The organism is Paraburkholderia aromaticivorans (genome assembly GCF_012689525.1).
GTDB classification, from domain to species: domain Bacteria; phylum Pseudomonadota; class Gammaproteobacteria; order Burkholderiales; family Burkholderiaceae; genus Paraburkholderia; species Paraburkholderia aromaticivorans_A.
Genome location: NZ_CP051515.1, coordinates 2,863,159 through 2,889,792 on the forward strand (window position 1 = coordinate 2,863,159; position 26,634 = coordinate 2,889,792).

Genomic DNA, 26,634 nt, shown 5'->3' on the forward strand with positions numbered 1-26,634 from the left:
AAACGAGGTCGCGGACGTGACGGCGGGCGCCGTCACGTTGGATCAAGGCAGTGAGGTCAACGAGGTGACGACGTTCAGAAGACTTGCGGCTTATCCGTGGCCCAGGTGCCGATGATCTCTTCGATCGCGCGCGCCGCCGAGAGCAACGCCGCCTCGCCACGCGGCTTGCCGACGATCTGGATGCCGACGGGCAGCCCGCTCGCACTCATGCCGCATGGAATCGCGATGACCGGCATGCCGGTGAGCGTCAGCGCATACGTGATGGCGAGCCAGTCGATGTAAGTCTCGAAGTGCTGGCCGACCGCGTCGCGGATATCGCGAGCTTCGACCGGGAACGGCAGCACGATCGAGGCCGGACAGATCAGCACGTCATGACGCTGCAACAGCGCATTCAGCTTGTAGAAGAGATCTGTGCGCGTGCGCTGCGCCGAACGCATCGCCCGGTTGTCCAGTTGCAGACCGAACTCGATGTTCCAGATCACGTTGGGATTCAGCACGTCGCGGTGCTGCGCCAGCACGTCTTCGTAATTCGTTGCGTAGGCAATGCCGCGCAGCGTGTGAAACGCCTGCGTCGCCGCGCTCAGATCGAGATCGCTCTCCTCGACGCAAATGCCATCCGCCGAAAGCCGTTCCATTGTCTTGCGGCAGATCGCCAGGATTTCCGGCTCCACGGTGGCGATGCCGAGCCCTTCGCTGAACGCGACGCGCGCTGGGCGCTGCGGCCGGCGCGCATGATCGAGGAACGAGGTCGCCGGCTCGCGCAGCGACAACGGCGCGCCCTCGACTTCGCCGCACATCGCATCGAGCAGCAGCGCAGCGTCGGTCACGTTGCGCGCCATCGGTCCGTGGATGCCGAGCGTGTCGTAGGGATTGGCGACCGGACCGTACGCGACGCGGCCCGGCGTCGGCCGCAAGCCGACCACGCCGCAGAACGCCGAAGGCGTGCGCAGCGATCCCGCCAGATCGGAGCCCTGCGCGACCCACGCCGTACCCGACGCCAGCGCGGCCGCCGCGCCGCCGGACGAACCGCCCGCCGAAAGCGCCGGATTCCACGGATTGCGCGTCACGCCGAACACACTGTTATAGGTATGGCCGCCAGAGCCGAACTCCGGCGTGTTGGATTTTGCGTAGACCACGCCGCCGCGCGCTTCGAGCAAGGTCACGCCGGCATCCGATGTTTCCGGCACGCGGTCGCGGTAGACCAGCGAACCGCGCGTGGTGCGCACGCCGGCCACGTCGGTCAGATCCTTGATCGGCACCGGCAGGCCGCACAGCACGCCGCGCTCGGCCACGGGCTTTTTCAGCAACGCATCGGCATGAGCATGCGCGCGCTCGAAACAAAGCGTGGGCAGCGCGTTGACCTGCGGTTCGAGGCGCGCCACCTGCGCTGCCAGCGTGTCGAGCAGGTCGTGCGGACTCACCGCTTCCTCGCGCAACAGATCGACGACTTCGCACGCGCTTCGCTCAATCAGACTGAGATCGACGGACATTATGGCTAGGCTCCGTGTTGGGGAACGTTGTCAGTTTCGCATGGCGCGCAAACCGGTGAAATGTGCGGTGACTCGATGCTCGGCTAACTTCAGGTCTTGAGCCGGTAACCAGTCTTGAAGATCCACGCAACGATCAACAAAAACACGGCCAAAAACAGCGCAGTCATGCCGAGGCTCACCTCGACATTCACATCGGCGAGACCATAGAAGCTCCAGCGAAATCCGCTGACCAGATAGACGATCGGATTGAACAGCGTCACGACCTTCCAGAACGGCGGCAGCATATTGACCGCATAGAAACTGCCACCGAGAAAAGTCAGCGGCGTGATGATCAGGAGCGGCACGAGTTGCAGCTTCTCGAAGCTATCCGCCCAAATACCGATAATGAAACCGAGCAAACTGAACGTCACCGCCGTGAGCACGAGAAACAGGATCATCCAGAACGGATGCTGCACTTGCAGCGGCACGAACAATCCCGCCGTCGCGAGAATGATCAGCCCGAGCAGAATCGATTTGGTGGCCGCCGCGCCCACATAACTCACGACGATCTCCAGATACGACACCGGCGCCGACAGCAACTCGTAGATCGTGCCGGTAAAGCGCGGAAAGTAAATCCCGAACGACGCATTCGAAATGCTTTGCGACAGCAGCGACAGCATGATCAAACCCGGCACGATAAACGCGCCGTAACTGATGCCGTCCACTTCCTTGATGCGCGAACCGATCGCCGCGCCGAACACGACGAAGTAAAGCGATGTCGAAATCACCGGTGCGATGATGCTCTGCATCAGCGTGCGCCAGGTGCGCGCCATCTCGAACTTGTAGATCGCGCGAATCGCGTAGATGTTCATTGGTTACCTCGGAGCAGACTGACGAAGATGTCTTCGAGCGAACTCTGCGTGGTGTGCAGGTCCTTGAAGCGGATGCCGGCGTCGTCGAGCGCCTTGAGCAGCGCGATGATGTCGGTGCGGCCGCCCTCGCCTTCGTAGGTGTAGATCAGTTCGTTGCCGCCCTTCGCGACGTCGAGCCCGTAGCCGGCGAGCGAGCCTGGCACTTGCGCGAGCGGGCTCTCCAGTTGCAGCGTCAACTGCTTCTTGCCGAGCTTGCGCATCAACTCCGTTTTCTCTTCGACCAGCATGATTTCACCTGCGCTAATCACGCCGATGCGGTCGGCCATTTCCTCGGCCTCATCGATATAGTGCGTGGTGAGGATGATCGTCACGCCGCTCTCGGCGAGCGAGCGCACCAGCTTCCACATGTCGCGGCGCAGTTCCACGTCCACGCCGGCGGTCGGTTCGTCGAGAAACAGCACACGCGGCTCGTGCGAGAGCGCCTTGGCGATCAGCACGCGCCGTTTCATGCCGCCCGAGAGCGTGATGATCTTGCTATCGCGCTTTTCCCACAGAGACAGGTCGCGCAACACCTTTTCGACGTATGCCGGGTTTTTCGGCTTGCCGAACAGCCCGCGGCTGAACGAGACGGTCGCCCAGACGGTTTCGAAGGAGTCGGTGGTCAACTCCTGCGGCACGAGGCCGATCAGCGAGCGCGCGCCGCGATAGTCGGTCGCGATGTCGCGGCCGTCCACCGTCACGCTGCCGGCGCTGGCGTTGACAATGCCGCAGATGATGCTGATGAGGGTCGTTTTGCCCGCGCCGTTCGGACCGAGCAAAGCGAAGATTTCCCCGCGGTTGATCGCCAGATTGATGTTTTTAAGTGCATGAAAACCGGTGGCATAGGTTTTCGACAGGTTCGTGACTGAGACGATTGGCTGCATGGAATCGACGATGGCAGACACCGTTGTTTAGTTAGAGGGAGCGATGCTGAAGCGCCGCCGCACCCGCAATGTAATGGAAAGTGGGAAAGCGTGCAGCGCATCGCGACAGTGCGCCGGAAACACGTAGGGTCGAGGCAGGGAAAGAGGCTCGCCGTAACGGCGCGGCAAACCGTGCAAGCCGACCTGTTTCGCTGCAGTGCAAAATAGTTCGGCTTCCGTATCGGTTTGGTCACGCGACACCGGGAACGCATCATGCTCGATTCCCAGCATGCTGCCGCGGTGGTATCGGTCAAGCGAAATGCTTACGCGAGGCACACCGCTTGCGCAGTCCAATGCATGTGAGCCACAAGCGCTTGCGTGACATCAAACCAACTCTATGGAGGTGAACCATGAAACGCATTACCAAGACGATTTTCGCTTCGGCGCTCGTGATGGCATTGTCGGGTGGCGCTTATGCGCAGGCTGGCGGTGGCGCGGGCGGCGCAGGCGGCGGTGCGGGCGGTGGAGGCACTGGCGTGGGTGCGGGCGGCGGCACGACCGGGGGCGCTGGCGGGACTGCAGCACCAGGCGCGGGCGCCGGGTCAATGAAAAATCCGGGCGATTCGGGCTACGGCTCGCCGGGCGTGACCGGAACCGGCGGCGGCATGGGCACCGGCACTGGGGCGACACCAAATAGCCAGTCGATGAACCGCTCGAACAGCGGCATGAACAAAGGCATGAGCAAAGGGACGAGTAACGGGACCGGCAATGGCATGAACAACGGCACCGGCGGCACGATGCAAAACGGCCAGTAAAACTGGGCTGTTATTGGATTGACTGGTTCAGTTTCAACCGGGGCGGCGGCGCCGATGCATGGCATCGCCGCCCTTCTTTTTCTGATACGAAAATCACGCGTTCATCCGCCAGGGTCCCGAATCACGCATGCGAGTCTTTCCACTTGCGAGGCATTCTTTCAAGAACTACCGGTCACGGCTCCGCGCAAACAAAACTGCTGGCGAGATTCACATTGCCCTTGCCGATGTAGCGCGGAAACAGCGGATAGCGGCACAGCGGACGTGAGCGCCCGTTAGTCGCCGCCGCGATATCGGTCGCCGTCAGCGTCTCGGGCGATGCCCCCCGCGTCACCCAGTTGTCGAGCGCGCCCAGCAGATCGACCGATGGGATGAACACACCGCTGCCGTGCTGGAATCCCGGCACCATGTACAAGCGCATGAAACCATTGACCTGGTCGATGCCGAACCGGTCGACCAGCGTGTCGTAATAGGCGATGGTCTGGTTCGGGCTGATGACTTCGTCGGCGAGGCCCTGCAGCGTGATGAGCTTGCCGCCGCGCGCGATGTAGCGCATGAGGTCGGGGTTCATCGCGCCGATCGTCTGTGACAGCGCGACCAGTTGCGCGCGATATTTACCGGGGTGTTGCGGGTCGAACCTGAGCGAGTCGAAGCCGGTGTCCCGCGTGACGAAGTAGCGGATGTAGCCGTCGCCTTGCGCGAACAGGTAGCCGTTGGCGAAAAACGTCGGCACCGGCAAGCGCTCCGGCTGATGCGCGAGGCCAAGCAGACCGGCCAGACGCGTACCCTGAAAAACGTTGTAGCCGCTATAGCCGTTGACATCCCACGCCAGACGGTAAGGCAACGAGAGCCCGTCGCGCATCACGAGCAAGGTGGAAAGCTGCGTGTTCGTGAGGCATTCATCGTGCGAAGGCGTGCGTCCGCTGCAGCGCAGCGAGTCGACAATCTCCGTTTCGTGTTCGCGGCATGCGGCGACATCGCTGACGATGCCGTCCGCCGCGCCGTCGAGCCGGTCGCACGCGGCGAGCGTCCGTTGATAGACGTGTTCGAGCAGCAACGGTGGAATGAAGCCGCCGGGCGTGTTGTATTCCGCCTGGCCGAGTTTCACGCCAAGCAGGCGCACGCCGGAAAAATTGAGCGCGGGCGAATTGGCGATCACGCCGTCGTAGTCGTCGGGATAGCGCTGCATCACGGTGTAGCCTTCGCGGCCGCCGGTCGAGCCGCCGGCGAAATACATGCGTTGCGGCGGCCGGCCGTATGCGCGGGCAATCAGCGCAAGCGCGGCATCGTGCGTTTTCTTTAGATGCGCAAAGCCGAAGTTCGTGACCGCCTCGTCGACGAGGCCGAATACCGCCACCGATGAATCGCCGACGTGCCCCGAATCGTCGCCGAACGTCGCGTAGCCTTGCGCGAGCGGCGCGCGGTTCGGCGAAAACGGCATTACGCCGGTGCCGCTCACCACCACGCCGTTATAACCGCCGCCGCCGATCTGCAGCGCACGGCCGTTCCAGCGGCGCGGCAAGTTCAGATCGAAACGGATATCGGGCGTGGTGGCCTTGAACCCTTTGATACGGCCGGTGATGCGGCAATACTCGCCGCCCTGCTGATTGCCGGGCGCGGTGGCGCTCACCATCGCCGCGCTTTCGATCTGCACGCCGGCAGTGGGCAAGGCAATGAGTTCGGGTTGCAGGACGGCGCCCGCCAATTCCGCGCAGCGCATCGCGAGCGGCGCCTCCTGGGAAGCGGCGAGCGCCGGCTGAGCGGCAAGCCACAACATCGCGCCGATAACGTGAATGACCGCGCGCGAATCTCGCGGGACACGCGCACGGCGCCGACGCGACCTCATCCGTAACCCGCGCCATTGGCGACCGCAGTTGACTTCTGCCCTTTCCAGCCGTTCCAGCCGCGCGCGATCATCAGCACGGCGCCGATAGCGACGAGATCGCCGCCCAGTCCGATCAGCACGCCGCCAAAGCCATGAAACGCATGCGGCGTTGCCGTATCGACGATCAGGGAAACCAGTGTGCCCGCAACGAAACACACGAGCCCCGTGCGGCCGACGGTGACCACGGCAGGCAGCCGCCGCGCGAGCCACGCAATACTACCCATGCGCACGAATCGCGCGGCGAGCCAGGCAATGACGATGAAGTTGATCACGCGGTCAGGAGAAAGATTCTGTTTATACGTGCCCGGCAAGGGTTGCGTCAGCACGACAAGTTTGACGATAGCGAACGCCAGCACCGCGACCACCGCGACCCGCGTGAACCAGCGCGCGGTACGGCTTGCGTGAAAGCGCTCGCTGATGGGCTGCACCCGGCAGAGAATCCCGAGCACGAACATCAGTTGCCATGCAAACGGATTAAAAGCCCAGTCGGCCACGTCGTCAATGCTGAATAATGCGGCCAACGGCCTGGCCAGCGCCCAGATCAGCAAGCTCAGGCTCAGCGCCATGAGCGACGAACGCCGCGCCAGCGGCACCGCGAACGGCACGCACAGCGCGAAAATCACGTACATGGGCAACACACTCGACAGATAAGGCTGGCGCCGCAGCAGCATGATATCGAAAGCTTCGCGCAGCGGCTGAACCGCAAAAGGCAGCCAGCCGGTCAGGTCGACCATGGGACGGTTCAGATTCAGCGTCGCGAGAATGGCGCCGGACAGCAGCGTCAATACCGCCGTCAACAGATAGGCGCGGTAGATTTCCCAGCAGCGCCTGACAAAGCGCATCTTCGCCGCGCTCTCGCCGCGGCCCGCGAGCACGGTGGTGTAAGCCGCCGCCGATGCATAGCCGCCGAGAAACACGAACACTTCCGCTGAATCGCACAACGCATAGGCATGCAGCATCAGATGCGACAGCGTGCTGCCGGGAATATGATCCAGCACGATGACGATCAGCACGACGCCGCGAAAGAAGTCCACTTCGATCGAGCGTCCTCCAAGGGGACTGCCTCCGGGGCGGCCGCGACGGGTTTCCATTCAGGTTCTCGCAGGATAGGCGCACGCATGCCGCGCGTCGTTTTTCGTAGAAACACCATGACAATAAAACGTTCCCAGCGAGGCTGCGCGGTCCAGCGGCGTGCGCTGACAACCTGCCTCTAATTTCAAATCACGTGGCGGCGATTTGAAATTCGGTTGTCGGCATGCGGTAATAATGAGTCATCACATATTCAGTTCGCGGCAAGATTTGCGGCTTTAATTCGCCGGGCGCGCGTGCGATCGGTAATGAGCGCGGAAAATAAATCACTGAATGCGATGGGCGATTTTTTTTGCTTTTTTTCATCGTAGGATGGTTTCATGCACGCCCGTCGGACCTCGCGCGTTTCGCGCGATGCCACCTTTCGACGGCGGCCACTCATGTGGACCGGACACGCGGCCGGCCGATCCGCGATCGGCCGGCACGCCGAGCGTCATTGCGACGCCTTCTATTCGCCACGGCCGACCTGAGCGTCACCGATGCGCGCCGGTCCTTCCATTACCGCCCAGAACGGCTGCGCTACGCGCGCCGCCTTCGCACTGGAAGACGACCACATGAACAACAGAATTGCCGGCTTCGACGGATTGCGCGCGATCGCAGTCCTGATGGTATTTTTTCAGCACCGCCTGTTCGGCGACATCGGCGAGATCGGCCATCTCGGCGTATGGATCTTTTTCGCGCTGAGCGGTTTTCTGATCATCGGTATTCTTTCCGCGCAACGCACGCGCATTGAGAGCGGCGCCAGTCGATTCGGCGCTGAATTGAGGCGCTTTCTGTTTCGCCGGACCCTGCGCATTTTTCCGATTTACTACCTGATGCTGGTGGTGATGGGTGCGCTGATGGCGTTCGGCATGGCGAGTCCCGAACTGGCGAGCGGCATGCCGTTTCATTTCGCCTATCTGTCGAACATCTGGATCGGCTCCGTGCTGCATTATTGGCCGGGGCGTTACTCGCATTTGTGGAGCCTCGCGATCGAAGAGCAGTTTTATCTCGTGTTCGCGCCGCTCCTGCTGCTGCTTGCCGCGCGCCGGCATCGCGCGGTGTGTCTCGCGATCGTCGCGGCTGGGCTCGCTTCGATGCTCGCCATGCGCGCGGCGCATTGGCAGGAAATCACCATTTACACCCACCCGCTGACGAACTTCTGGTTGCTGGCGTTGGGTGGCATCGGCGGCTTGATGATCGCGGGGCAAGAGAGCCGTTTGCGGGCACGGCTCGGGCACGGCGTGACGCTCTTCGCGCTGAGTCTCGCGCTCGTGGGCTTCTGCGCGACTGAGCCGATGTGGAGCGAGGTGGACAGTCCACTGCTGTTCACCGCGGTCAGTGCCTCGTACGGCGTGTGCATCGCGGCGCTGGTGTGTTCGATTGCCTGCTGCCGCAACGCCGTCGTGATCGGCCTGCTCGAAACGGGGTGGCTGGTGAGCTTCGGGCGAATCAGCTATGGCTTTTACCTCTATCACAACCTGATCCCGGATCTGACTCGCAACCATCACGCCGCGGCGCTTTTCGGCGGCACGGTGCCCGTGTGGGCGCACGTCGCGGGCATCGCCGGGTCGTTTGTCATTTCGCTCGGGATGGCGATGCTGTCCTGGCGGCTGATCGAACAGCCGATCCTTCGTTTGAAGACGCGGCGTGCGCCGGCGACGGCCACGACGCCCGCTTCGGCGTACACGGCGGCGACGTTGCCCTCGCGTCGTGAGCGAGCCAAGCATTCGTCGAGGAATGAGAGCGCCGCATCGGACGCGGTCTGACGCCACGCACGCATTACGTTTTGCCTGCATGCGGCGCAAGTGAGGGCACGGTATCATGCGGCCTCACTGAGCCGGCTGCTTCCGATCTTGCGTGACACGCGGACACCGAACTGGCCGAACGATAACAACAAGCCACCGCCCGCGCGCTGTCCGGTCGATCCGACCCGCGCGGCCGGCTCGCGGTTTCCAACACGCTTTCCAACCATGTCTCATTTCACTTTCGCCGGCGGTGTTCTTGGCGCGGGCCTGCAGGCGCTCAACCTCTACGCGTTGCTCGGCATCGTTGCCGCGCTCCTGCTGGGCGGAATGGTCAAGGGCGTGGTCAGCATCGGCGTGCCGCTCGTGGCGATGCCGATCCTCAGCCAATTCCTGCCGATCAAGGAAGCGGTTCTTCTGCTGTCGATGCCGATCATTCTCGGCAATATCCCGCAGGCGCTCGAAGGCGGCGAACTCCTGCCGACGGTCAGGCGCATCGCTGCGCCGCTGATCGGCACGGTGATCGGCAACATCGTCGGCGTGACCGTATTGATTTCGCTGGCGCCGCATCGCACGCAAGCGGCCGCCGGCGCCTTGCTGATGATCGCGGCAGTGCTCTTGCTGGCCTCCCCGCGGCTGACGCTCTCGCCGACGTGGGCCAAGCCGGCGGGGTTCGTGCTGGGATTCGGCGCGGCGCTCATGGAGAGTATTGCGTCAGTGCCGGGCCCCTTGCTCGCGATGTATCTGATCGCCACCGGCGCGACGGGCAAAGCGTTCACGAAGCAGATCGCCATCATTCTGGTGGTGTCGATCATCACGCTCGTCGCGACATTCAGCGGCGGAGCGCATGCCAGTTGGACCGACTTGGCCATCTCCGCCTGCGCGAGCGTGCCGGTGATCGCGGGCATGCTGCTGGTGCGGCCCTTGCGCGACCGCTTGCCGCCCGGCGCATTCCGGATCCTGGTGCTGGTGTTCGTAGTGGCCGCCGCCGCGCAGATGATCTGGAAATCCGGGGTCTTATAAGGTTTGCATCGTTAACGCGCGTTCGACATGGGCCGTGGTACGCGCATTGCTGCGCAATGGTGTACCCCAATCAACCGGAGAGCCCGTCGTGGCAACCATGGCCAATTCCCCGAACGAGCAAGAGCACGAGCCCGCGCGCCAGCCCGAAGAAGACCCCGGCAGGCCGCCCACCGAGGTTTCCAAGCCGATCGGCGATGCAATCCCTACGCCGGTCGAACCGGGCCTCGATCAACCGCTGCCGAAAAAAGGCGAAACGCCGCCGCCCGCTGACGACGCCGATGGTGAGACATTGGGCGACACCGAAACGCCTCCGGGCGTCCCGGAGCCCGGCCCATCGGATTTCGCGTAGCTAGCGCCGGGCAATAAAAAAAAGCGGCGCCATTACTGGCGCCGCCCCTTGATTGCGATCGAGGTAATCAGTCGATCATCGGTTCAAGCCGCTTCCGGCTCGTGAACGATCTTCAGTGCGCTCCTGTGTTCCCTGATCAACCGATACACGGTCTCTCCGGGCACGGTTTCCTGCTCGAGCAGTTCGTCCGCAATCGCGCGCAGCACCGGCTCGTACGCATGCAGCAAGCTGTAGCACAGTTCGTTCAGTTCCTTGAGCAGCACATTCGCGTGCTCGATCGCGCTCTTCATTTGCAGACCCGCGTACTGCGACGGCAGCGCCGCGAGGCTGAACAGATCGCCGTCCCTGTTGAAGCCGAATTTCGACACCATGTCGAGGCTGATGCGCGACGCTTCCTGCAAATCCGAAGCGGCGCCGCTCGATGCTTCGGAGAACGTCAGAATTTCCGCGTTGCGGCCGCCAAGCAACACCTGGATTTCGTTGCGGATCTCGGTCTCGCGATACAAATGCTTGTCCTGCGCTTTCGTGATCAGCGCGACGCCGAGTGCACCGCCGCGCGGCAGAATCGTGACCTCTTCCAGCACGCCCGTGCCCAGCACCGCGGCGACGAGACCATGCCCCGCTTCGTGCACGGCGATACGCGTGCGTTCGTCTTCGCTCAGCGCGCGCTCGGCGCCGCTCACGTCGCCGATGCGCGCAATCTTGATCGCTTCCATGAAATGCTTCGAGGTGATTTCGGTATCGCCCGCTTTTCGCGCGACGAGCCCCGCCTGATTCACCACCATCGCGACCGTTGCCGGCGACAGACCCGTGGTCAGGCGCGCCAACTGATCGTAGTCGATGTCCGCGGATTTCGACTTCAACTTCTCCGCGTAGAAACGGAAAATCTTTGCGCGGTCTTCGCGGTCGGGCAACCGGACCTGCACGGTGCGATCGAACCGGCCCGGCCGGCGCAATGCCTCGTCCAGATTGTCGGGGTGATTGGTCGCCGCGACAATGATGACGCCTTCGTTCGAAGCGAAGCCGTCCATTTCCGCCAGCAGTTGATTGATGATGCGATTGCTCTCGGCTTCGACCGGACCGCTGCCCGTATCCGTGCGCTTGGCGAGCCCGTCGGCTTCGTCGATGAAGATCACCGTGGGCGCATTCTTGCGCGCCAGTTCGAACAGATGCTTGACCTTCTGGATGCCGACGCCATAGTACTTCGCGCTGAAATAGCTGCCCGTGATCGAGATGAAGTTCGCGCCGCACTCGCCGGCCAGCGCCTGGGCAAGCCGCGTCTTGCCGACGCCGGGGCCGCCCACCATCAGAATGCCGCACGGCGCGCGCACGCCCATCGACGTGAATTGCTTCGGGTCGGACAGATAGCCGCGAATGTCCGCGAGCGCCGCCTTCGCTTCGCCCGCGCCGATCACGTCGTCGAAACGCAGGGCGGGCGCCCTGGCGAGCAGCGTGGCGCCGCCGCGCATTTCGCGGCGCATGAACCACACCATGCCGCCGATCAGCAACAACGGCAACAACACGCTGATGGCGTCGCGTACCTGGTCGAACACCTGGATCCAGCGCGAGCCGCCGGTTTGAATATCCGCATCGGGAAGCCAGACGAGTTGATACGCGGCGGCCTCGTCGGCCTTCGGTTCGCCGAGTAGCAGCGCATGCGAGAAGGTCGCGTTGTGGTCGGTGACGAAGTATTTCGTGCCGTCGCGCTTCGAGATCAGAATCGCGTTGGGACTCACGCCGATCGCGGCAACCTTGGCGTCGTGAATATCGCGCAACATTTGCGAGGCGTCTTTCTCTTCGTGCGTCCATGCCGAGGAATCCTGACGCATCTGGCTCGCGACGCCGGTCAGCGCCGGCGCGACCTGTGCCGCGCGCTGCTGGTAATGCCACACGCCGAATGCGAGCAGCACTGCGATAAGCGCCGCCACCACCGAGATGGTGATCTTGCGTGTGCGTCTTTTACCAAGCGAATTGTTTCCCGGCTTCATGAGTCACTTCCAAAAACGGGCCCAAAGCGAGCCCTGATACTTGTCAAAGTTCAGATAGGCAGAGGTTGGCGGAGGGGGATCGACTGATGCGACACCATGCATGACCGGAAGAAAGGACAGCCAACCATACGTCCCTTTTAACGACGTTCACACGGCCAGTATGCCGTGCTGCCGCTTCGTCCAAATCGCAGAAAAGGCCTAGTTCTACCGTGTACCCGGCGTTTTCGAGCCGCCGGATTTTGGGGAGCGAGCGCTGTGTGCATTGCGGGTAACAGACTGCTCCGGCGCACAGTCTAGCAGCGCTAAATTCATTGCGTATTCTACCTACCGACTATTAACCGCTCCCTATTTAAAATCGGTCAGAATTACTGAATATCCTCGCGTCGCGTTCGCTTATCCTCCGACGAAAAATACCCACTGCCGCCGCGCTTGTCTGCATCTACTCTAAAAAGACCGCCGTGGATGCAGGTTCGATGCGGCGAGTCGCACAATCCTGTGCATCACCGCCACGCGACACGATGGGAGGACTGCCATGCACGACGACACGCCGGTGTTCGATACAGCGCTGACCCGTTTGCTCGGTTGTCGGCACCCCGTCATTTCAGCTGGAATGGGCGGCCCGGCGCGCGCCGAGTTGGTGGTCGCCGTTTCTGAAGCCGGCGGCTTCGGCCTGCTCGGCATGGTTGGAGAAGCGCCGGAAGTGATCGAGTGCGAGATCGCCGCCGTGCGCGCGACGACGAACCGGCCGTTCGGCGTCAATCTCATTCCTTTCCGGACGGAGCCCACGCTGCTCGATGCGCAACTCGACGTGTGCCGCGCGGCGCAGGTGCCGGTCATGTGCTTCTTCTGGGACGTCATGCCCGACGTGGTGAAACGCGCTAAAGATGCCGGCGCGCTCGTCCTCTGGCAGGTCGGCTCGCTCGACGAGGCGCTCGCCGCGCAGCAGGCCGGCGTGGACGCGGTCATCGCGCAAGGCGTGGAAGCCGGCGGCCACGTGCGTGGGCGCATCGGCATCATGGCGCTGCTGCCGGAACTCACGCAGCGTTTGCACGTGCCGGTGGTGGCCTCCGGCGGCTTCGCGACCGGCGCCGGGCTGATTGCCGCGCTTGCGCTCGGCGCGGCGGGCATTCATTGCGGCACGCTATTCGTCGCGACGCATGAGTCTTTCGCCCACGACTATCACAAGCAAAGGATCGTCGATGCCCAGGCGGGCGACACCGTGCACACCGACATCTACGCGATCAACTGGCCACCCGGTTCGCCGGTACGCGTGCTGGCGAACAGCGTGACGCGCGAGGCCGGCGATCATCTGTTCGGCAATCATCCGCACGTGTTGCCGCGCGAAGAAATTGCGCACGACGACCAAGGGCCGATCTACAAATTCAGCACGATCTCCCCGCTACGCGATACGGTGGGCGATCTGGAAAAAATGGCGTTGTTCGCGGGGGAATCGTCGGCGCTGGTCGAGCGGTGCGCGCCGGTGGCGGAAGTCATCGACCGGCTCATGAACGAGGCGGCGGTCGCTGCGGCGCGGGTCCGCGCCGCAGGTGTGCATTGACACTCAAGCGTTGGGGATGTGCGACGGGCCTCTTCGGGCCCGTTCGCATCATCGCCGATTTGCTCTCTCAGGTTCTGCTGCTTTTATTAGCGATACCGGCCTACATCGATCTGGTCCCCTCGACTAAAATCCGGTTCTCGTATTCCTGTGCGCCGACAGACTCAAGCGGCCGTGCGCGGCTTCAGCGCAATCCGCGCCGTCTGCGCCATTTGCGCTTCGCTCGCGAGTCTTTCGGAAAGTCTCGTCAGGCGGTGCCGCTGGCTGGCAATCAGCTCGTAAGTCTCTTCCAGCGCCCGGATGCGTTTTTCCCAGTACTCGTGGTCGAGGGGATATAGCCCGCCTGACGCGTCCCCACGCGTCAGGTACTCCACCACGTTCTCGAGATGTTGCAACTGGCTGTCCACCAGACTGGCCGGACGCCGAGCGCCGCGTTGCGCGGTCGGTTGCATGTTCGTGCCGCTCATCGTTGATACCCCGTGAATTGCCTGCCGGCAAAGCGTGAACCTCGCACCCTTGCAGCGCGCGTAACGGATCGGCGCTGTTTCTGCGCGCAGTTGCGATTCCCATTGGGGGCGGCGGTCGAATGCCTGCCGCGCCGTCAGCGAAAACGATCTGCATCTAATCACGCAACATTAATGCCGCTTTTTTGTTAGGCTTGACCGTCCGTCTCAAATTTGGACGGCGGCGCGCGAAATACCCGTATGCACGCCGCGCCCCGCCGACACATTTCTCGCTCGCAGCAACCGATTTAATGAACCAGCGTACCCTGCCGCACCATCTGGCCGCGGCCGCCGCGGCCGATTCGCACTCCGCCATGTCGACGAGCCGTTTCAGCACGCACGGACTGGCACCCGACAAACAATTCCTTGCCTGGCGCCGGCGCGTGGGCCATGTAGTCGACGCGCCGCCCTCGAAAGCGCAGCTTGCCGGGGGATTTCGCGGCGAAATCGATTTATACGCGGTCGGCGGCATGGTTTTTACCGACTGCCGTACCGATTCGATGCTGCTGGAGCGCTCGGTAGCCCGCGTATCCACCGACTCGCGGCGCGATTACGTGTTTCAGCTCTTCGTGGAAGGAGAAGTCGGCCACGTCACCGGCATGCACAAAAAGCGCAGCGCGCCGGGTTCGGTGCAAGGCATCGTCGCGTTCGATCTGAACCAGCCGTTTCGCGCCGAGCGCCCCGACAGCCGCCTTCTGAGCCTGTTCGTACCGGCCGCGGTGGTGGACGAGGCGTTGCGCGACGGCGCGGCGATTCACGGCCGCATCGTCCAGCAAGGCTCGCCGTTGACCGGCGTCGTGCTGGATCACATGACGGCGCTCGCCCGCGACATTGCGCGGCTCGATCCGGCCAGCGCGATCGATGCCCTGCAGGCGGGCACGCAGTTGCTGGTGGCCGCGTTTCGCAAGGAGGCGCGCCTGAACGGCGCGGGCCGCGCCGCGCTGCAGGCCGCGGTCATGGGCCGGGTACGCCGCTATATCGAGGCCAATCTGCACCAGGGCGACCTCACGCCGACCGGCGTGGTTCACGCGCTGCAACTGAAGCGCGCGACGATCTATCGCTGGTTCGAGCACGAAGGCGGTCTCGGCGCGTATATCCGCAACCGTCGTTTGCGCGAGGCGGCGGACGAACTAGTCCGTTATCCGCATCTGCAGGTCGCGGAAATCGCTTTTGGCCTCGGCTTTCAAAGCGCGTCCGACTTCACCCGCGCGTTTCGCCGCGCCTTCGACATGAGCCCGCAGGACATGCGTGCCTGCGCCTTCGACCTGCAGCAGTTGCGCAACGCGGCCTAGCGCTTCAGGCAGGCGACTGCGACGCGCTCGCAGCGCGCGCCCGGCTCGGGTTCCGCTTCCGGGAACACCTTCAGCGCGATCAGCGTCAGCGCGGTGGCGCCCATCAGATACCACGCCGGGATCATCGGATCGCCTGTCCGGTTGATGAGCCACGTCACGAGAAACGGTGAAAATCCGCCGAACAGGACCACGCCGAAGCTGTAGATCACCGACAGTCCGGCCGCGCGCCGGTGAACTGGAAACGCTTCCATCATCAGCACCGAGGCGGCGCCGGCACCGTTCACCGCGAGCGCCACATAAGCCGTGATGATGACGAGCGCCGCGAGATCGCCCGCACCGTGGGTCAGCGCCCAGAAAGCGGGCCACGCTGTCGCCAGCGATGCGAGAAGCGACGCGTACTGCAGCGTCTTGCGGCTCGCGAGCCGGTCGGCCGCGCGCGCGATCAGCGGCGTGACGACGAGAATCACGACGCCCGAGAGGCACGCCGTCAAAAGACTGATCGTCGGCGGCCGGTGCAAGGTACGCACCAGATAGGCCGGCATGTAGAACACGGTGACGTAGATGCTCACCGAAGGCGCGGCCATCATCAGAATGCCGCAGACGAGCGGGCGCGCATGCTCCGCGAACACCCGCCGCGGGCTGAGCCGCGTGCGCTCTTGCGGCGCGGCCGCCGGCATGCGGCGGCGCAGATACCAGCCGACCGGGCCAATCAAGCCGCCCAGCACAAACGGAATCCGCCAGCCCCAGTCGTGCATGGCGGCGGGCGATAGCAGCGCCGTGGTGCCCGCCCCGACCAGCGCGGCGGCGAAAGCGGCCGCGCCCTGACTGGCGCCGCGCCAGCTCACCATGAAACAGCGGTGCCGGTAGCCGGCCGACTCCATCAGCGAGGCCGACGCCGGGCCGATCTCGCCGCCCGCAGCGAGCCCTTGCATCAGGCGCGCGAGCACCATCAGCACGGTCGCCGCCGGACCGATCGACGCATAGCCCGGCAGGCAGGCGATCAGCCACGTGCCGAGCGTCATCAAGCCGAGCGACACGGTGAGGCCGGCTTTACGGCCACGGCTGTCGGCAATGTGGCCGATCATGATCGCGCCGAGCGGGCGCATCACGAAGCCCGCGCCGAAGGTGGCGAGCGACAGCAACAGCGACGACGTCGGATTGTGCGACGGAAAGAACAGATTGCCGATCACGACGGCCGAGAAGCTGTAGACAGTGAAGTCGTAGGCGACAAAACCATTGCCGATCACGATGGCGACGACGATGCGCGTGAGTTCGGCGCGGGACAGCGGGGCCGCTTTGCCGGCAGCAGTGTGCATGAGTGGCTGTCGACGAACTCGTCGAGGTATTCAGGAAGGTTATGGAAGAAACGCGAGCCGCTTGTTTAGCTTAACGGCCAGGCGCGGTGCAACTCCGCGTGTCCGGACCCTCGGTCTTGCACAGACTTACGCGTGCCAGCAAGCAGCAAGCAACTCAAGCGGCCCGCGGCCGTCCCTTGCGCTTTGGCTCGACCGGCTGCACCGCGGCCGCCACCGGCGCCACGCGCAAACTGCGTTTGAAATACGGCGAACTCATGGTGGCCGCGCCCATATCCGACGCGGCTTCGAGCAAGGGCGGCGCCAGCTCCTTCAGGCGCGCTTCCGGCAAACGGCTGGTCGGGCCCGCGAGACTCACGATCCCCACCACCAACCCGGTCAACGGATGGCGGATCGCCGCCGCCATCGAGGTCATGCCCGCTTCGTAGGTTTCACTCGCGACGCCATAGCCGCGCTTGCGCGCGCCCGCCAGGTCCTGCAGGAACTGCTGGATCGTTTTCGGCGCCTTCGGACCGCGCGGGCCGGCCTTGCCGATGCCGCCCTGACGCGACACGAGTTCGAGCGCTTCTTCGTCGCTCATGGTGGCGAGCCACGCCTGGCCGCTCGCGGTGCAGTGCAGCGGCGGCTGGCTGCCCATGTCCGGGTCGTAGCGCAAGCCGGATTTGGCGCCCTGCGCCTTGCCGACGAAGGTAATGTGATCGTCCTCCACCACCCCCAGCCGCGCCAGTTCGCCCGACGCCGCCGCCAGCCGGTCGAGCACCGGCTGCGAAATATCCAGCACGCCGCCGGTGGACAGCCACATCAGCGCGAGCGACACCAACTTCAGCGCCAGCACGTATTCGCCATGCTCGTCCTGACGCACGTAGCCCTCATCGCTCAACTCGGCCAGCAGCCGATGCGTGCCGCTGCGCGGAATATTCAGCGTATCGGCGATGGCGGCCAGCTGCATGCTGCCGCCCTGCTTCGCCAGCAATTCGATGATGGCCAGCGCCCGCTCCAGATTCCCCGCCATGTTGCACTCTCAATTCGATTTCGATACCGAATGAGAACACGATTCCATATCGGAACTCAAGGGCGCCTTCGTTTGGCGCCGCTGAAATTCCGCTGATCTCAGTGTCCGATGCCCGCGCTGACCTGCAGCACCGGCCCGCGATGGCGCGCGCCCTTGAGCAGCACCGCCGCCGCGCCCACCGCCGCCGGCAACGCGAGCGACGTGAACACCTGGCCGAAGCCCCAGTTCGCGTGCAACATGCCGGCGCCCAGCATCGCCCCGGCAATCCCGCCGAAGCGGCCGATGCCGAGCATCCAGCTCGTGCCGGTGGCGCGCATGCGGGTCGGATAGGAGCCTGCGGCCAACGCGCAGAATCCCGTGTTGGAGCCGTTCATGCAGTAGCCCATGCCGAACGCCAGCACGCTGATCGCGGTGATGCCGTGGCCGGGCAAACCCATGTACCAGGCCAGCACGCCGCCCATGAACACCGTCGCGCCGAGCGCGCGATGCGGATTGAAGCGGTCCATCTGCCAACCGATCGCGAGCGAGCCGATGGTGCCGCCCGCCTGAAAAAGCGCGCCGACCACCGCCGCTTCGGCAAGCGTGAAGCCGGCGCCGCGAATCAGCGTCGGCAGCCAGCTGCCGAGCAGATACACCGTCAGCAAGCCGGCGAAGTAGCAGACCCACAGCATCACCGTGCCGAACGCGTAGTCGCGCGACAGGATCAAACGGATCGGGTTGCGTTCGCGCTGCGGCGTTTCATGCGCGACGAAGCGCGTGGTCTGATCGGCGCTATCGGGTTCGAGGCGGTTCATCACCGTCACGAGCCGTGCGCGGCGCGTTTCCTTGAGCGCGAGGAAGCGCGCGGATTCGGGCAGCCATTTGATCATTAGCGGCACGTAGAGAATCGGCAAGACGCCACCGAGAATCAGCACCGAATGCCAGCCGTGCGACGCGATCAGCCATGCGCTCACGAAGCCGCCGCCGGCCGCGCCGAGCGTGAAGCCGCAGAACACCGTCGTCACCATCAGCGCGCGGCAGCGTTGCGGCGCGTATTCGGCCATCAGCGTGGCGGCGTTGGGCATGGATGCGCCGAGACCGAGACCGGTGAGAAAGCGCAGCACCGTGAGTTCGCTGATGTTGCTCGCGAAGGCGGAGCCGAGACTCCAGATGCCGAAGAACAGCACCGCGCCCGTCATCACCGTCTTGCGGCCGAAGCGGTCCGCGAGCGGCCCGGCGCACAGCGCGCCGAACGCGAGGCCGAGCAGGCCGCCGCTCATCACCGGGCCGAGCGCATCGCGCGGAATCGCCCACGCGCTCGATAATGCCGGCGCGATGAAACCGACCATCACGGTGTCGAGTCCGTCGAGCGTGACGATGAACATGCACATCACCAACACGAGAATCTGAAAGCGCCCGACGGGTTGTTCGTCGAGCAACTGCTGCACGTCGATGACGCGCGAAGCGGACGCGGGTTTCCGCGGCGCCTTGATTGAAGGTTCCATCAGGTGTCTCCGGACAGTTGTTATTGTTATCGTTATCGATTGAGCCGCCGGTGCCAGGACCGGCGCGAAAGAAGATGAAGCGGACTACGTCATTGCATAGGTCCGTTCGAGTACGGCGAGCGTCGCCTCGCGCAGCTTGCGGGCGCGCTCCACTGCGGGTGTGGTTTGAGCCCACCGTTGAGTCGGCACTTCGACGCTGATCGGCAAATGATCCGGCAGCGCGCGCAGAATGCCGCCGAGGTCGATGCCGCCTTCGCCCGGAATCAGACGCTCGCAACGCGCCTGGTAGAGCAGCGTGTCGAGGTCGGTGGGACGCGCGGCCGGTGCATCGCAAAACTGTACGTAGCCGAAATACTCGCGTGGCAACGCACGCAAGGCATCGGTCGATGAACCCGCGCGGTCGAAGTGAATCGGATCGACGATCAGGCCGGTATTGCGCCGCGCCGCCGCCTTGACGATGCGCGCGCCTTGCGTGATGTCCTTCACGTCGGTCCACGGCATCGGTTCAATGGAAGGCGACAGGCCGAGCGGCGCGGCGAGATCGCAGAGTTGCGCAAGACGCTCCGCGGTGCGCGCTTCGTCGGGATCATTGCCCGCAACCAGCACGTAGCGCGCGCCGAGTTCTGCAGCGGTATCGAGCATCGGCTTGTACGCGGCCACATCGGTATCGGGCCTGAGCCGCAGAATCTCGACATCGAGCACCTTGACGCCGGTGTCGCGCAAACACGCAAGCGTCTCGCGCTTCAACGGCGTCGGACCGATGATCTCGTGGCGTACTTCGTGATCGGTGGCGGGTAGCAAGCGCAGTCCGACGAAGCCGTAGCCCGCCTGCGCGGCACATTCCACCATCCGCGGCGGGCTCAGTTCTAGCACCGTCAACGCCGACAGCGAGAGCGCCCGGGAATTGTGCTGGGTCATGTCGTTTCCTGAGTTCGAATTCATCTCTGCCGTTGCGCGTTCAGCGCAGCGGCGAGAACGGCGCCGGCACGCAGATCGTCGACTCCATGGTGGTCAGATGCGCGGGGCCGCCTTTGGGCGGCCAGATGCCGTCCTTTACCGCTTCGGCGCGAATCCGCGAGCGTTCGTCGACGCTCGCATACGGCCAGATGTTGAGAAAACGCGGCACGTTGCCATCGAGCGAATACATCGCGCCGACGAGCGGCGAACGCTGCGTGCGCTCGGGCACCGCTTTCTCCCACGCGTCGATGGTGTGCTGCAGGCTCGCGAGCTTGGTGCCATAAACACGCATCTCGTAGATGCCGCCGTATACGGCCGGTTCGATCGGCGGCAGAAACGGGAACAGCGAATAGCTGTCGATCTTCACGTCCGTGACGAATTCGCCGCAGCCGAACGGGTTGCCTTCGAGCAGCATGCGCTTGCGCTCCGTGATCAACGCGGCTTCCGAATCGAAGCCGCGCAGCACCAGCACCTGGCCGAGCGCGCCGATATCCGAATACCAGCAGCCGAGCAGCTTCGAACCCGGCTGATCGCCGCTCGCCTGAATGCTTTCGAAAACCTGCGCGTTCGCGCCGATCTTCACCGTCAGTGTCACTACGTCGTAGAGTGTCATTACATGTGTCCTTGTGGCTGGATGGTGGTGTTCGTGTTCGTGGTGTTCGTGGTGTTCGTGGCCGGCGCTGCTGGTGCGTCATTCGCGCTGCGAGTGGCGTCAGCGGCTCGAGCTTCGCCGGCGATGGAAAGGCCCGCGAGATAACCAAAAGTCATCGCCGGGCCGAGCGTGATGCCGCCGCTCGGATAACAGCCGCCCATCATGCTGGCGCTGTCGTTGCCGACTGCGTAGAGGCCCGCCACGGCCTGGCCCGCGTGATCGAGTACACGAGCGGTGGCGTCGGTGGCGAGCCCCGCGAACGTGCCGAGGCTGCCAGGCAGCAGCTTGATCGCATAGAACGGCCCGTTCTCGATCGGCGCGAGGCACGGGCTCGGCGCGTGCCGCGCGTCGCCCTGCACGCGGTTGTACGGTGTCGAGCCCTTGTGGAACTGCGGGTCGAAGCCATCCTTTGCGTAGCTGTTGTAGGCCGCCACCGTGCTCTCCAATCCTTGTCGATCGATGCCGCATTGCGCGGCCAGTTCAGCAAGACTGTTCGCGCGCTTCAGATAGCCCGAGCGGCGATACGGTGCAGTGGGAAACGGAAACGGCTTCGAGAAACCCAGCCCGTAGCGGCGCTGGAAACGATGGTCGCAAACCAGCCACGCGCAGACTTCCTCGCCGGCAGGCGTGGTGCCGATCAGCGCGCTGACGAAATCGTGATACGAAGACGCTTCGTTGACGAAGCGGCGCCCTGCGCGCGTCACCGCGATCACACCCGGCTTCGCACGCTCGATCAGATGCGGAAACGCGACGTCCGCACGCCCGTTGCCTTGCGGCACGAGCGAGACCGGCGCCCAGGCGGCAGGCGTTTCGAGCGATGCATCGAAGTGGCCGCCGATCGATTCGCCGAGACGAATGCCGTCGCCGGTATTGGTGAGCGGCGCGGCAGACCAGTGCTCGCGTCCCGACGGCGTATAAGCGAACGTTTGCGCGCGGCGCGCGAGGTCGTGCGGATAACCGCCGCAAGCCAGCACCACGCCGCGCGCGGCGCGCACCTCATGCGCCACGCCGTCGATCTCGACACGCGCCCCGACCACGCGGCCCGCTTCGCGCAGCAACGCAACGGCCTTCGCGTTCGTGCGCAGATCGACGTCGAGATCGGCCGCCGATTTGAGCAGTCGCGCGACCAGCGCATTGCCGTTCACCAGATTCATGGAGCGGCCATAGCGCAGCTTGTGGCCCGCGAACGCAGCGAGTCTGCGCAGCACATGCCATGCGGAGCGCAGCGAACGCGTGGCGTTGAAGAAATGCGCGAGGTCCTGCCCTGAACCGATCGCCATGCCTTTGAGCGTGACCACGCCGAGCGGCTCACGCAACCGCTTGATCAGCGGCCCGAGTTCGCGGCCGTCGAACGGCATCGCGCACACCGAGCGGCCACCGGTCACGGCACCGGGCGTGGTATGGAAATCGGGAATGCGGTTGCCGTCGGCGAAACGCATCGACGTATTGCGTTCGAAGAACTCGATCATCTCCGGGCCGTAGTCGAGCAACGCGTCGACCTTGTCCGCATCGAAGTGCGCGCCGAGTTCGTTGCGCAGATACGTACGCGATGCTTCGGGCTCCTCGACAATACCTGCGCGCGTTGCGAGCGGGTTGCCGGGAATCCACATCCAGCCGCCCGACCATGCGGTCGTGCCGCCGAACACCGCGGCTTTTTCCGCCACCATCACACGCAGTCCGCGCGTCGCGGCGGTGACCGCGGTCGAGAGACCGCCCGCGCCGGAACCCAGCACCAGTACATCACATTCGAGGATCGGATCACGCTTCATTGCCAATTCGCTTCGTCGGTTGGGAGGAGACCGTTTTCGATCTCATTTGTTGAATACTATTCCATTTTGCAACTTCATTCAAACCAGGCTGAGCCCTGGTTCGTCAGAGGATTTTTCTTTGGCCAGTTGAGGGCTTGTGCAAGCCGACCCGAACGATGCAGACGAAACCCTTGAAGTCGAAGCGGTTTTGGCGCGCGAAGCCGCGTCACGTCCGGCGAGATAGGCAAACGCGAGGCCTGGCCCCAACGTGATGCCGGGACCGGGATACACGCCGCCCATCACCGATTGCATGTCGTTGCCGCACGCGTACAGGCCGCCGATCGGCTGATCGTCGCGGCGCAGCACGCGGGCGTGTTGATCGCTGACCAGCCCGGTCGCCGCGCCGATGTCGCCGGGATAAAGCCGCACCGCGTAAAACGGCGCGCGGCCGATTGGCCCGAGGCAAGGATTCGGCCCCGGCCAGTTCGCGTCGCCGTTGGCGCGCTGATAGTCGGTCGTGCCGCGCTGAAAATCCGCATCGACGCCGGTCTGCGCGTATTCGTTGATGCGCGCGACGCTATCGGCCAATCCGCGCGGGTCGATGCCCAGCTTGCCCGCGAGTTCATCGAGCGTATCGGCGCGCGTCAGATAGCCGTCGGCGAGAAATGGGTCGAGGCCTTTGCCGCCAGGACGCACCATGCCGAGACCATATTTGCGCAAGCCTTCGGCATCCGTGACGAGATACGCGGGCACGCACGGCGACTGGCGGTGCGCCGCCTGCATCGCGATACCGAACAGGTGATACGAAGTGTTTTCGTTGAGGAAGCGCTTGCCTGCCTGATTGACGACCACCATGCCGGGCTTGCCGCGATCCATCAGAAAGTGAGGGAACACCGCGGTCGTGCCGTCCTTGCGCTTGCGCACGGAGACCGGCGCCCAGAACGCGTTGCTTAACGCGCCTTCGCCATAACGTGCGCCGACGGCGAGCGCCAGATCGTGCGCGCTGCCGGTGTGCCCCGGTGCGCCGGGACACCAGCTCGGATCGACGCCCGGCAGCATCGCGCCGCGCCGTTGCGGATGCCGGTTGAAACCGCCGCTTGCGAGAATCACGCCACCTGTCACCGCGATTTGACGCCGCTGGCCGTTCTGGCTCAGCGTGATACCGTCGACACTACCGTTCGCGCCGGTGCGCAGCACTTCGAGTTTCGCGCTCACCAGCACGGAGACGTTGCGAGCCAGCAGCGAATAAAGCAAACGGCCGATCAGCGCATTGCCCATCACGAGACGCGTGCCGCGCGGCCAGCTCATGCGGTCGCGGGCGTGGCGTGCGAGCAGCTTCACGGCATGGCGCAAGGACTTGAGCGACTTCGCCATGCCGAGCAAATGACCGACGTCGTCGCGATCCACCATCATGCCGCCGAGCACCGTGAACTCCGGGATTGGCGGACGGATCAGCGCGAAGTGCTTGCCGAGCTTGCGGCCGTCGAAGGCGAGCGGCTCCAGCGCGCGGCCGCGCAAAGTCGAGCCTTCGATCTCCGACAGATAATCCGGATGAAACGGGCGCGCCCGGTACTTCACGTCCGAATTCGCCTCGATATGCGCGACGGCCTGCGGGCCGGCTGCCAGAAACGCGCGACGCAGCGCCTCGCTGCTGCGCTCTCCCACCGTGCGGCGCAGAAAAGCTTCGGCATTGGCGCGGCTGTCGTCCGGATTGACGGACGGGCCGTGCATCGAATCGGGAATCCATGTGGTGCCGGCCGAATAAGCCGTCGTCCCGCCCACGTATTCGGTGCTTTCCACCAGCAACACGCGCGCGCCTTCGATGGCGGCGAACAGTGCCGCCGACATCCCTGCTCCGCCGGCGCCGATCACCACGACGTCGAATGTTTCGTTCTGCTGCAAACCGCTGAGTGTCTCCACCATGACCTGCTCCTTTGCTCCTTGTCTGGGCCCGCGACGGATAGTTCGTCGCAGTTCGTCGACATCTGTAGAATTTGCTTTGATTTCGGAATACTATTCCACAAATGCGAAAATGCAAAATATTTCTGCATTCACGGAGGAATGACGATGCGCGTATTGGTGACGGGAGGAAGCGGTTTTCTGGGGGCGTGGATCATGCGGCGCCTGCTTGGCAAAGGCATCGACGTGCGGGCATTCGACCTGCGCGCCGATACGCGCCTGCTGGAAGCGCTCGCGCCTGAGCAGGCCGCGGCGGCGCAATGGGCGAACGGCGACATTGCGAATGCAGCCGATGTGTCGCGCGCACTGGACGGCTGCGACGCGGTGATTCACCTCGCGGGCGTGCTCACGCCGGCCTGCGCAATCGATCCGGTGCGCGGCGCGCAAATCAATCTGATCGGCACGCTCAACGTTTTCGAAGCCGCGCGTGCGGCCGGTTTGAAGCATGTGCTGTACGCCAGCAGCGCGGGCGTCTTCGGGCCCGATAACGGCGCCGTGCCTTTTCCGCAGACCTTTTACGGTGCGTTCAAACTCGCCTGCGAAGGCGCGGCGCGCGCGTACTGGCACGACCACGGCATCGCCAGCGTCGGTTTCCGGCCGCTCGTCGTGTATGGCGCCGGGCGTGAGACCGGCTCGAGCGCAGGGCCGAGCCTCGCATGCCGCGCAGCGGCGCGCGGCGAGCCGTACACGATTCCATTCACTGGTTCAACAGGCCTCGTTTTCGCGGACGATGTCGCCGCCGCTTATGAAGCCGCCCTCGTGCGAGCGCCGCACGGCGCGCATGTGTTCACCTTGGCAGGTGACATCGTTTCGGTGGATCAGGTCGTCGAGCGAATCGGTGTGATCGTGCCGGGCGCATGTATCGACACGGCCGGCTCGCCGTTACCGATCGCCACGTCGTTCCCAGTCGATACAGCGCTTGAGGAACTGCTGCCCGGTCTGCCGCATACGCCGCTCGATGAAGGATTGCGGCAGACCGTGGCGTTTTATCGCCAACCCACGTTGTCGACGTGAAATAATTTTATTGTTGAACACTATTCCACAAAAGGTTAGAGTTCACAAAATTCTTGAACCGGTCCACGACCCGTTTGCGCCGAACACATTCAAGCAAGATCGTCCGGCATCGCGCAAGATGAAAGCCGGGCAACACTCTGGAGACACGCAACATGACGCAACCCAACGCCCCTTCTTTTTCCGCCTCGCTGGATGAAGGCCTCAGCGGCGCCACGCGAGTGGTTTTCATCGTCGGTGACCCGATTGCGCAGGTCCGCTCGCCGTCCGGCGTGACCGCCGCTTTGCGCGCGGCCGGACGCGACGCGCTGGTGGTCCCCGCGCACGTCGCGCCCGCCGATCTGCCCGCGTTTTTTGCGGGCGTGACGCCCATGGGCAATGTCGACGGCGTGATCATTACCGTGCCCCACAAGTTCAGCGCCACCGAGTATTGCGGCTCGCTCACCGAGCAGGCGAGCTTTCTCGGCGCGGTCAACACGTTGCGCCGCACGGCGGACGGCAGTTGGCATGGCGGCATGTTCGACGGCACAGGCTTCGTCGCGGCGCTCGTCGATGCCGGCTGCGATCTGCGCGGCAAACGCACGCTGCTGGTCGGCGCGGGCGGCGCGGGTTCCGCGATCGGACATGCGCTGGTTCAAGGCGGCGTGGCGTCGCTCGACGTGCGCGATAACGATGCCGAACGCACGGCGTCGCTGATCGGCCGATTGAATGCGCTCGGACAAGGTGAAGTGCACAGCGTGGCCGCGTCCGTGGATGCCAATGCGTATGACGTCGTCGTCAATGCATCACCGCTCGGCATGCGCGCGGACGACCCGCTGCCCATCGACGTGTCACGTTTGCCGGCCACGACGTTCGTCGGCGATGTGGTGACGAAACCGCCGCTCACGCCGTTGATCGAAGCCGCCCGCGCGCGCGGATGCCCGACGGTGACGGGCACGCAAATGTTCGGCCGCGTGTGCGACCGGATGGTGGCGTTTTTGCTGGATGCGGATCGGTAAGTGAAGCTTCGGACGCCACAGCGTCCACGGCTCGCGC

General features: G+C 64.2%; 24 protein-coding genes. 8 read left to right on the forward strand and 16 right to left on the reverse strand.

All coding sequences use genetic code 11. The features are described 5' to 3' along the window. Positions 1-74 precede the first annotated feature (74 nt). The 4 genes from HF916_RS24685 to HF916_RS24700 all read right to left on the reverse strand — a co-directional run bounded on the left by HF916_RS24685 (position 75) and on the right by HF916_RS24700 (position 3,534). On the reverse strand, positions 75-1,490 hold the full coding sequence (locus HF916_RS24685; RefSeq protein ID WP_168791392.1) for an amidase: 1,416 nt from the start codon (positions 1,488-1,490) through the stop codon (positions 75-77). Between the two features lie 89 nt (positions 1,491-1,579). After that, a complete protein-coding gene (locus HF916_RS24690) occupies positions 1,580-2,341 on the reverse strand; it encodes an ABC transporter permease (protein WP_106282490.1) in 762 nt (253 codons plus the stop codon). Beyond that, positions 2,338-3,264: an ABC transporter ATP-binding protein gene (locus HF916_RS24695; protein WP_168792140.1), complete on the reverse strand. Its 927-nt coding sequence runs from the start codon at positions 3,262-3,264 to the stop codon at positions 2,338-2,340. The genes HF916_RS24690 and HF916_RS24695 overlap by 4 nt, the downstream gene beginning before the upstream one ends. Positions 3,265-3,291: 27 nt before the next feature. Then, positions 3,292-3,534, reverse strand: a complete 243-nt coding sequence (locus HF916_RS24700) for a hypothetical protein (RefSeq protein WP_168791393.1) — start codon at positions 3,532-3,534, stop codon at positions 3,292-3,294. 119 nt (positions 3,535-3,653) lie between these two features. On the opposite strand from HF916_RS24700, the gene HF916_RS24705 reads away from it, so the two are divergent. Continuing rightward, the gene (locus tag HF916_RS24705; protein ID WP_168791394.1) at positions 3,654-4,058 is read left to right on the forward strand and encodes a hypothetical protein; all 405 of its coding nucleotides are present in this window, start codon (positions 3,654-3,656) and stop codon (positions 4,056-4,058) included. A gap of 172 nt (positions 4,059-4,230) precedes the next feature. On the opposite strand, the gene HF916_RS24710 is transcribed toward HF916_RS24705, so the two are convergent. From HF916_RS24710 to HF916_RS51540, 3 genes are all read right to left on the reverse strand, one after another. Then, positions 4,231-5,832: a tannase/feruloyl esterase family alpha/beta hydrolase gene (locus tag HF916_RS24710; protein ID WP_431311412.1), complete on the reverse strand. Its 1,602-nt coding sequence runs from the start codon at positions 5,830-5,832 to the stop codon at positions 4,231-4,233. A gap of 65 nt (positions 5,833-5,897) precedes the next feature. Then, the gene (locus tag HF916_RS24715; RefSeq protein WP_168791396.1) at positions 5,898-7,031 is read right to left on the reverse strand and encodes an OpgC domain-containing protein; all 1,134 of its coding nucleotides are present in this window, start codon (positions 7,029-7,031) and stop codon (positions 5,898-5,900) included. Between the two features lie 191 nt (positions 7,032-7,222). Further along, complete coding sequence (locus tag HF916_RS51540) at positions 7,223-7,351, reverse strand: hypothetical protein (protein ID WP_277352282.1); 129 nt, start codon at positions 7,349-7,351, stop codon at positions 7,223-7,225. 232 nt (positions 7,352-7,583) lie between these two features. On the opposite strand from HF916_RS51540, the gene HF916_RS24720 reads away from it, so the two are divergent. The 3 genes from HF916_RS24720 (at position 7,584) to HF916_RS24730 (ending at position 10,125) form a co-directional block, all read left to right on the forward strand. Further along, a complete protein-coding gene (locus HF916_RS24720) occupies positions 7,584-8,777 on the forward strand; it encodes an acyltransferase family protein (RefSeq protein WP_168791397.1) in 1,194 nt (397 codons plus the stop codon). Positions 8,778-8,981: 204 nt separating this feature from the next. Then, positions 8,982-9,776: a sulfite exporter TauE/SafE family protein gene (locus tag HF916_RS24725; protein WP_168791398.1), complete on the forward strand. Its 795-nt coding sequence runs from the start codon at positions 8,982-8,984 to the stop codon at positions 9,774-9,776. Between the two features lie 88 nt (positions 9,777-9,864). Beyond that, a complete protein-coding gene (locus HF916_RS24730) occupies positions 9,865-10,125 on the forward strand; it encodes a hypothetical protein (RefSeq protein ID WP_168791399.1) in 261 nt (86 codons plus the stop codon). A gap of 83 nt (positions 10,126-10,208) precedes the next feature. Here HF916_RS24730 and HF916_RS24735 read toward each other — a convergent pair whose 3' ends face one another. Further along, the gene (locus HF916_RS24735; RefSeq protein WP_168791400.1) at positions 10,209-12,113 is read right to left on the reverse strand and encodes an ATP-dependent metallopeptidase FtsH/Yme1/Tma family protein; all 1,905 of its coding nucleotides are present in this window, start codon (positions 12,111-12,113) and stop codon (positions 10,209-10,211) included. A gap of 532 nt (positions 12,114-12,645) precedes the next feature. On the opposite strand from HF916_RS24735, the gene HF916_RS24740 reads away from it, so the two are divergent. Continuing rightward, positions 12,646-13,671, forward strand: a complete 1,026-nt coding sequence (locus HF916_RS24740; RefSeq protein ID WP_168791401.1) for an NAD(P)H-dependent flavin oxidoreductase — start codon at positions 12,646-12,648, stop codon at positions 13,669-13,671. Positions 13,672-13,832: 161 nt separating this feature from the next. Here HF916_RS24740 and HF916_RS24745 read toward each other — a convergent pair whose 3' ends face one another. Continuing rightward, positions 13,833-14,135 (reverse strand): hypothetical protein, encoded by a 303-nt coding sequence (locus HF916_RS24745; RefSeq protein WP_206001851.1) that lies wholly within the window; start codon positions 14,133-14,135, stop codon positions 13,833-13,835. Positions 14,136-14,422: 287 nt separating this feature from the next. Here HF916_RS24745 and HF916_RS24750 point away from each other — a divergent pair, with 287 nt between their 5' ends. Next, positions 14,423-15,463 carry an AraC family transcriptional regulator gene (locus HF916_RS24750; protein ID WP_168791402.1) on the forward strand — a complete coding sequence of 347 codons (1,041 nt, stop codon included), beginning with the start codon at positions 14,423-14,425 and terminating at the stop codon, positions 15,461-15,463. On the opposite strand, the gene HF916_RS24755 is transcribed toward HF916_RS24750, so the two are convergent. From HF916_RS24755 to HF916_RS24785, 7 genes are all read right to left on the reverse strand, one after another. Continuing rightward, complete coding sequence (locus tag HF916_RS24755; protein WP_168791403.1) at positions 15,460-16,779, reverse strand: MFS transporter; 1,320 nt, start codon at positions 16,777-16,779, stop codon at positions 15,460-15,462. The two genes, HF916_RS24750 and HF916_RS24755, sit on opposite strands and share 4 nt — an antisense overlap. 154 nt (positions 16,780-16,933) lie before the next feature. After that, entirely contained in the window at positions 16,934-17,788 is an 855-nt protein-coding gene (locus tag HF916_RS24760; protein ID WP_168791404.1) for an IclR family transcriptional regulator, read from the reverse strand. A 98-nt stretch (positions 17,789-17,886) separates the two neighbouring features. Beyond that, positions 17,887-19,272: an MFS transporter gene (locus tag HF916_RS24765; protein ID WP_168791405.1), complete on the reverse strand. Its 1,386-nt coding sequence runs from the start codon at positions 19,270-19,272 to the stop codon at positions 17,887-17,889. A gap of 84 nt (positions 19,273-19,356) precedes the next feature. Then, complete coding sequence (locus HF916_RS24770; RefSeq protein WP_168791406.1) at positions 19,357-20,190, reverse strand: sugar phosphate isomerase/epimerase family protein; 834 nt, start codon at positions 20,188-20,190, stop codon at positions 19,357-19,359. 40 nt (positions 20,191-20,230) lie between these two features. Beyond that, complete coding sequence (locus HF916_RS24775) at positions 20,231-20,842, reverse strand: NIPSNAP family protein (protein ID WP_168791407.1); 612 nt, start codon at positions 20,840-20,842, stop codon at positions 20,231-20,233. Continuing rightward, on the reverse strand, positions 20,842-22,650 hold the full coding sequence (locus tag HF916_RS24780; RefSeq protein WP_168791408.1) for an FAD-dependent oxidoreductase: 1,809 nt from the start codon (positions 22,648-22,650) through the stop codon (positions 20,842-20,844). The genes HF916_RS24775 and HF916_RS24780 overlap by 1 nt, the downstream gene beginning before the upstream one ends. A 78-nt stretch (positions 22,651-22,728) precedes the next feature. Beyond that, positions 22,729-24,552, reverse strand: coding sequence for an FAD-dependent oxidoreductase (locus tag HF916_RS24785; protein WP_168791409.1), 1,824 nt, complete (start codon positions 24,550-24,552; stop codon positions 22,729-22,731). A 144-nt stretch (positions 24,553-24,696) separates the two neighbouring features. On the opposite strand from HF916_RS24785, the gene HF916_RS24790 reads away from it, so the two are divergent. Then, positions 24,697-25,602, forward strand: a complete 906-nt coding sequence (locus tag HF916_RS24790) for an NAD-dependent epimerase/dehydratase family protein (protein WP_168791410.1) — start codon at positions 24,697-24,699, stop codon at positions 25,600-25,602. Between the two features lie 152 nt (positions 25,603-25,754). Further along, entirely contained in the window at positions 25,755-26,597 is an 843-nt protein-coding gene (locus tag HF916_RS24795) for a shikimate dehydrogenase family protein (RefSeq protein WP_168791411.1), read from the forward strand. The last annotated feature ends 37 nt before the right edge of the window (positions 26,598-26,634 follow it).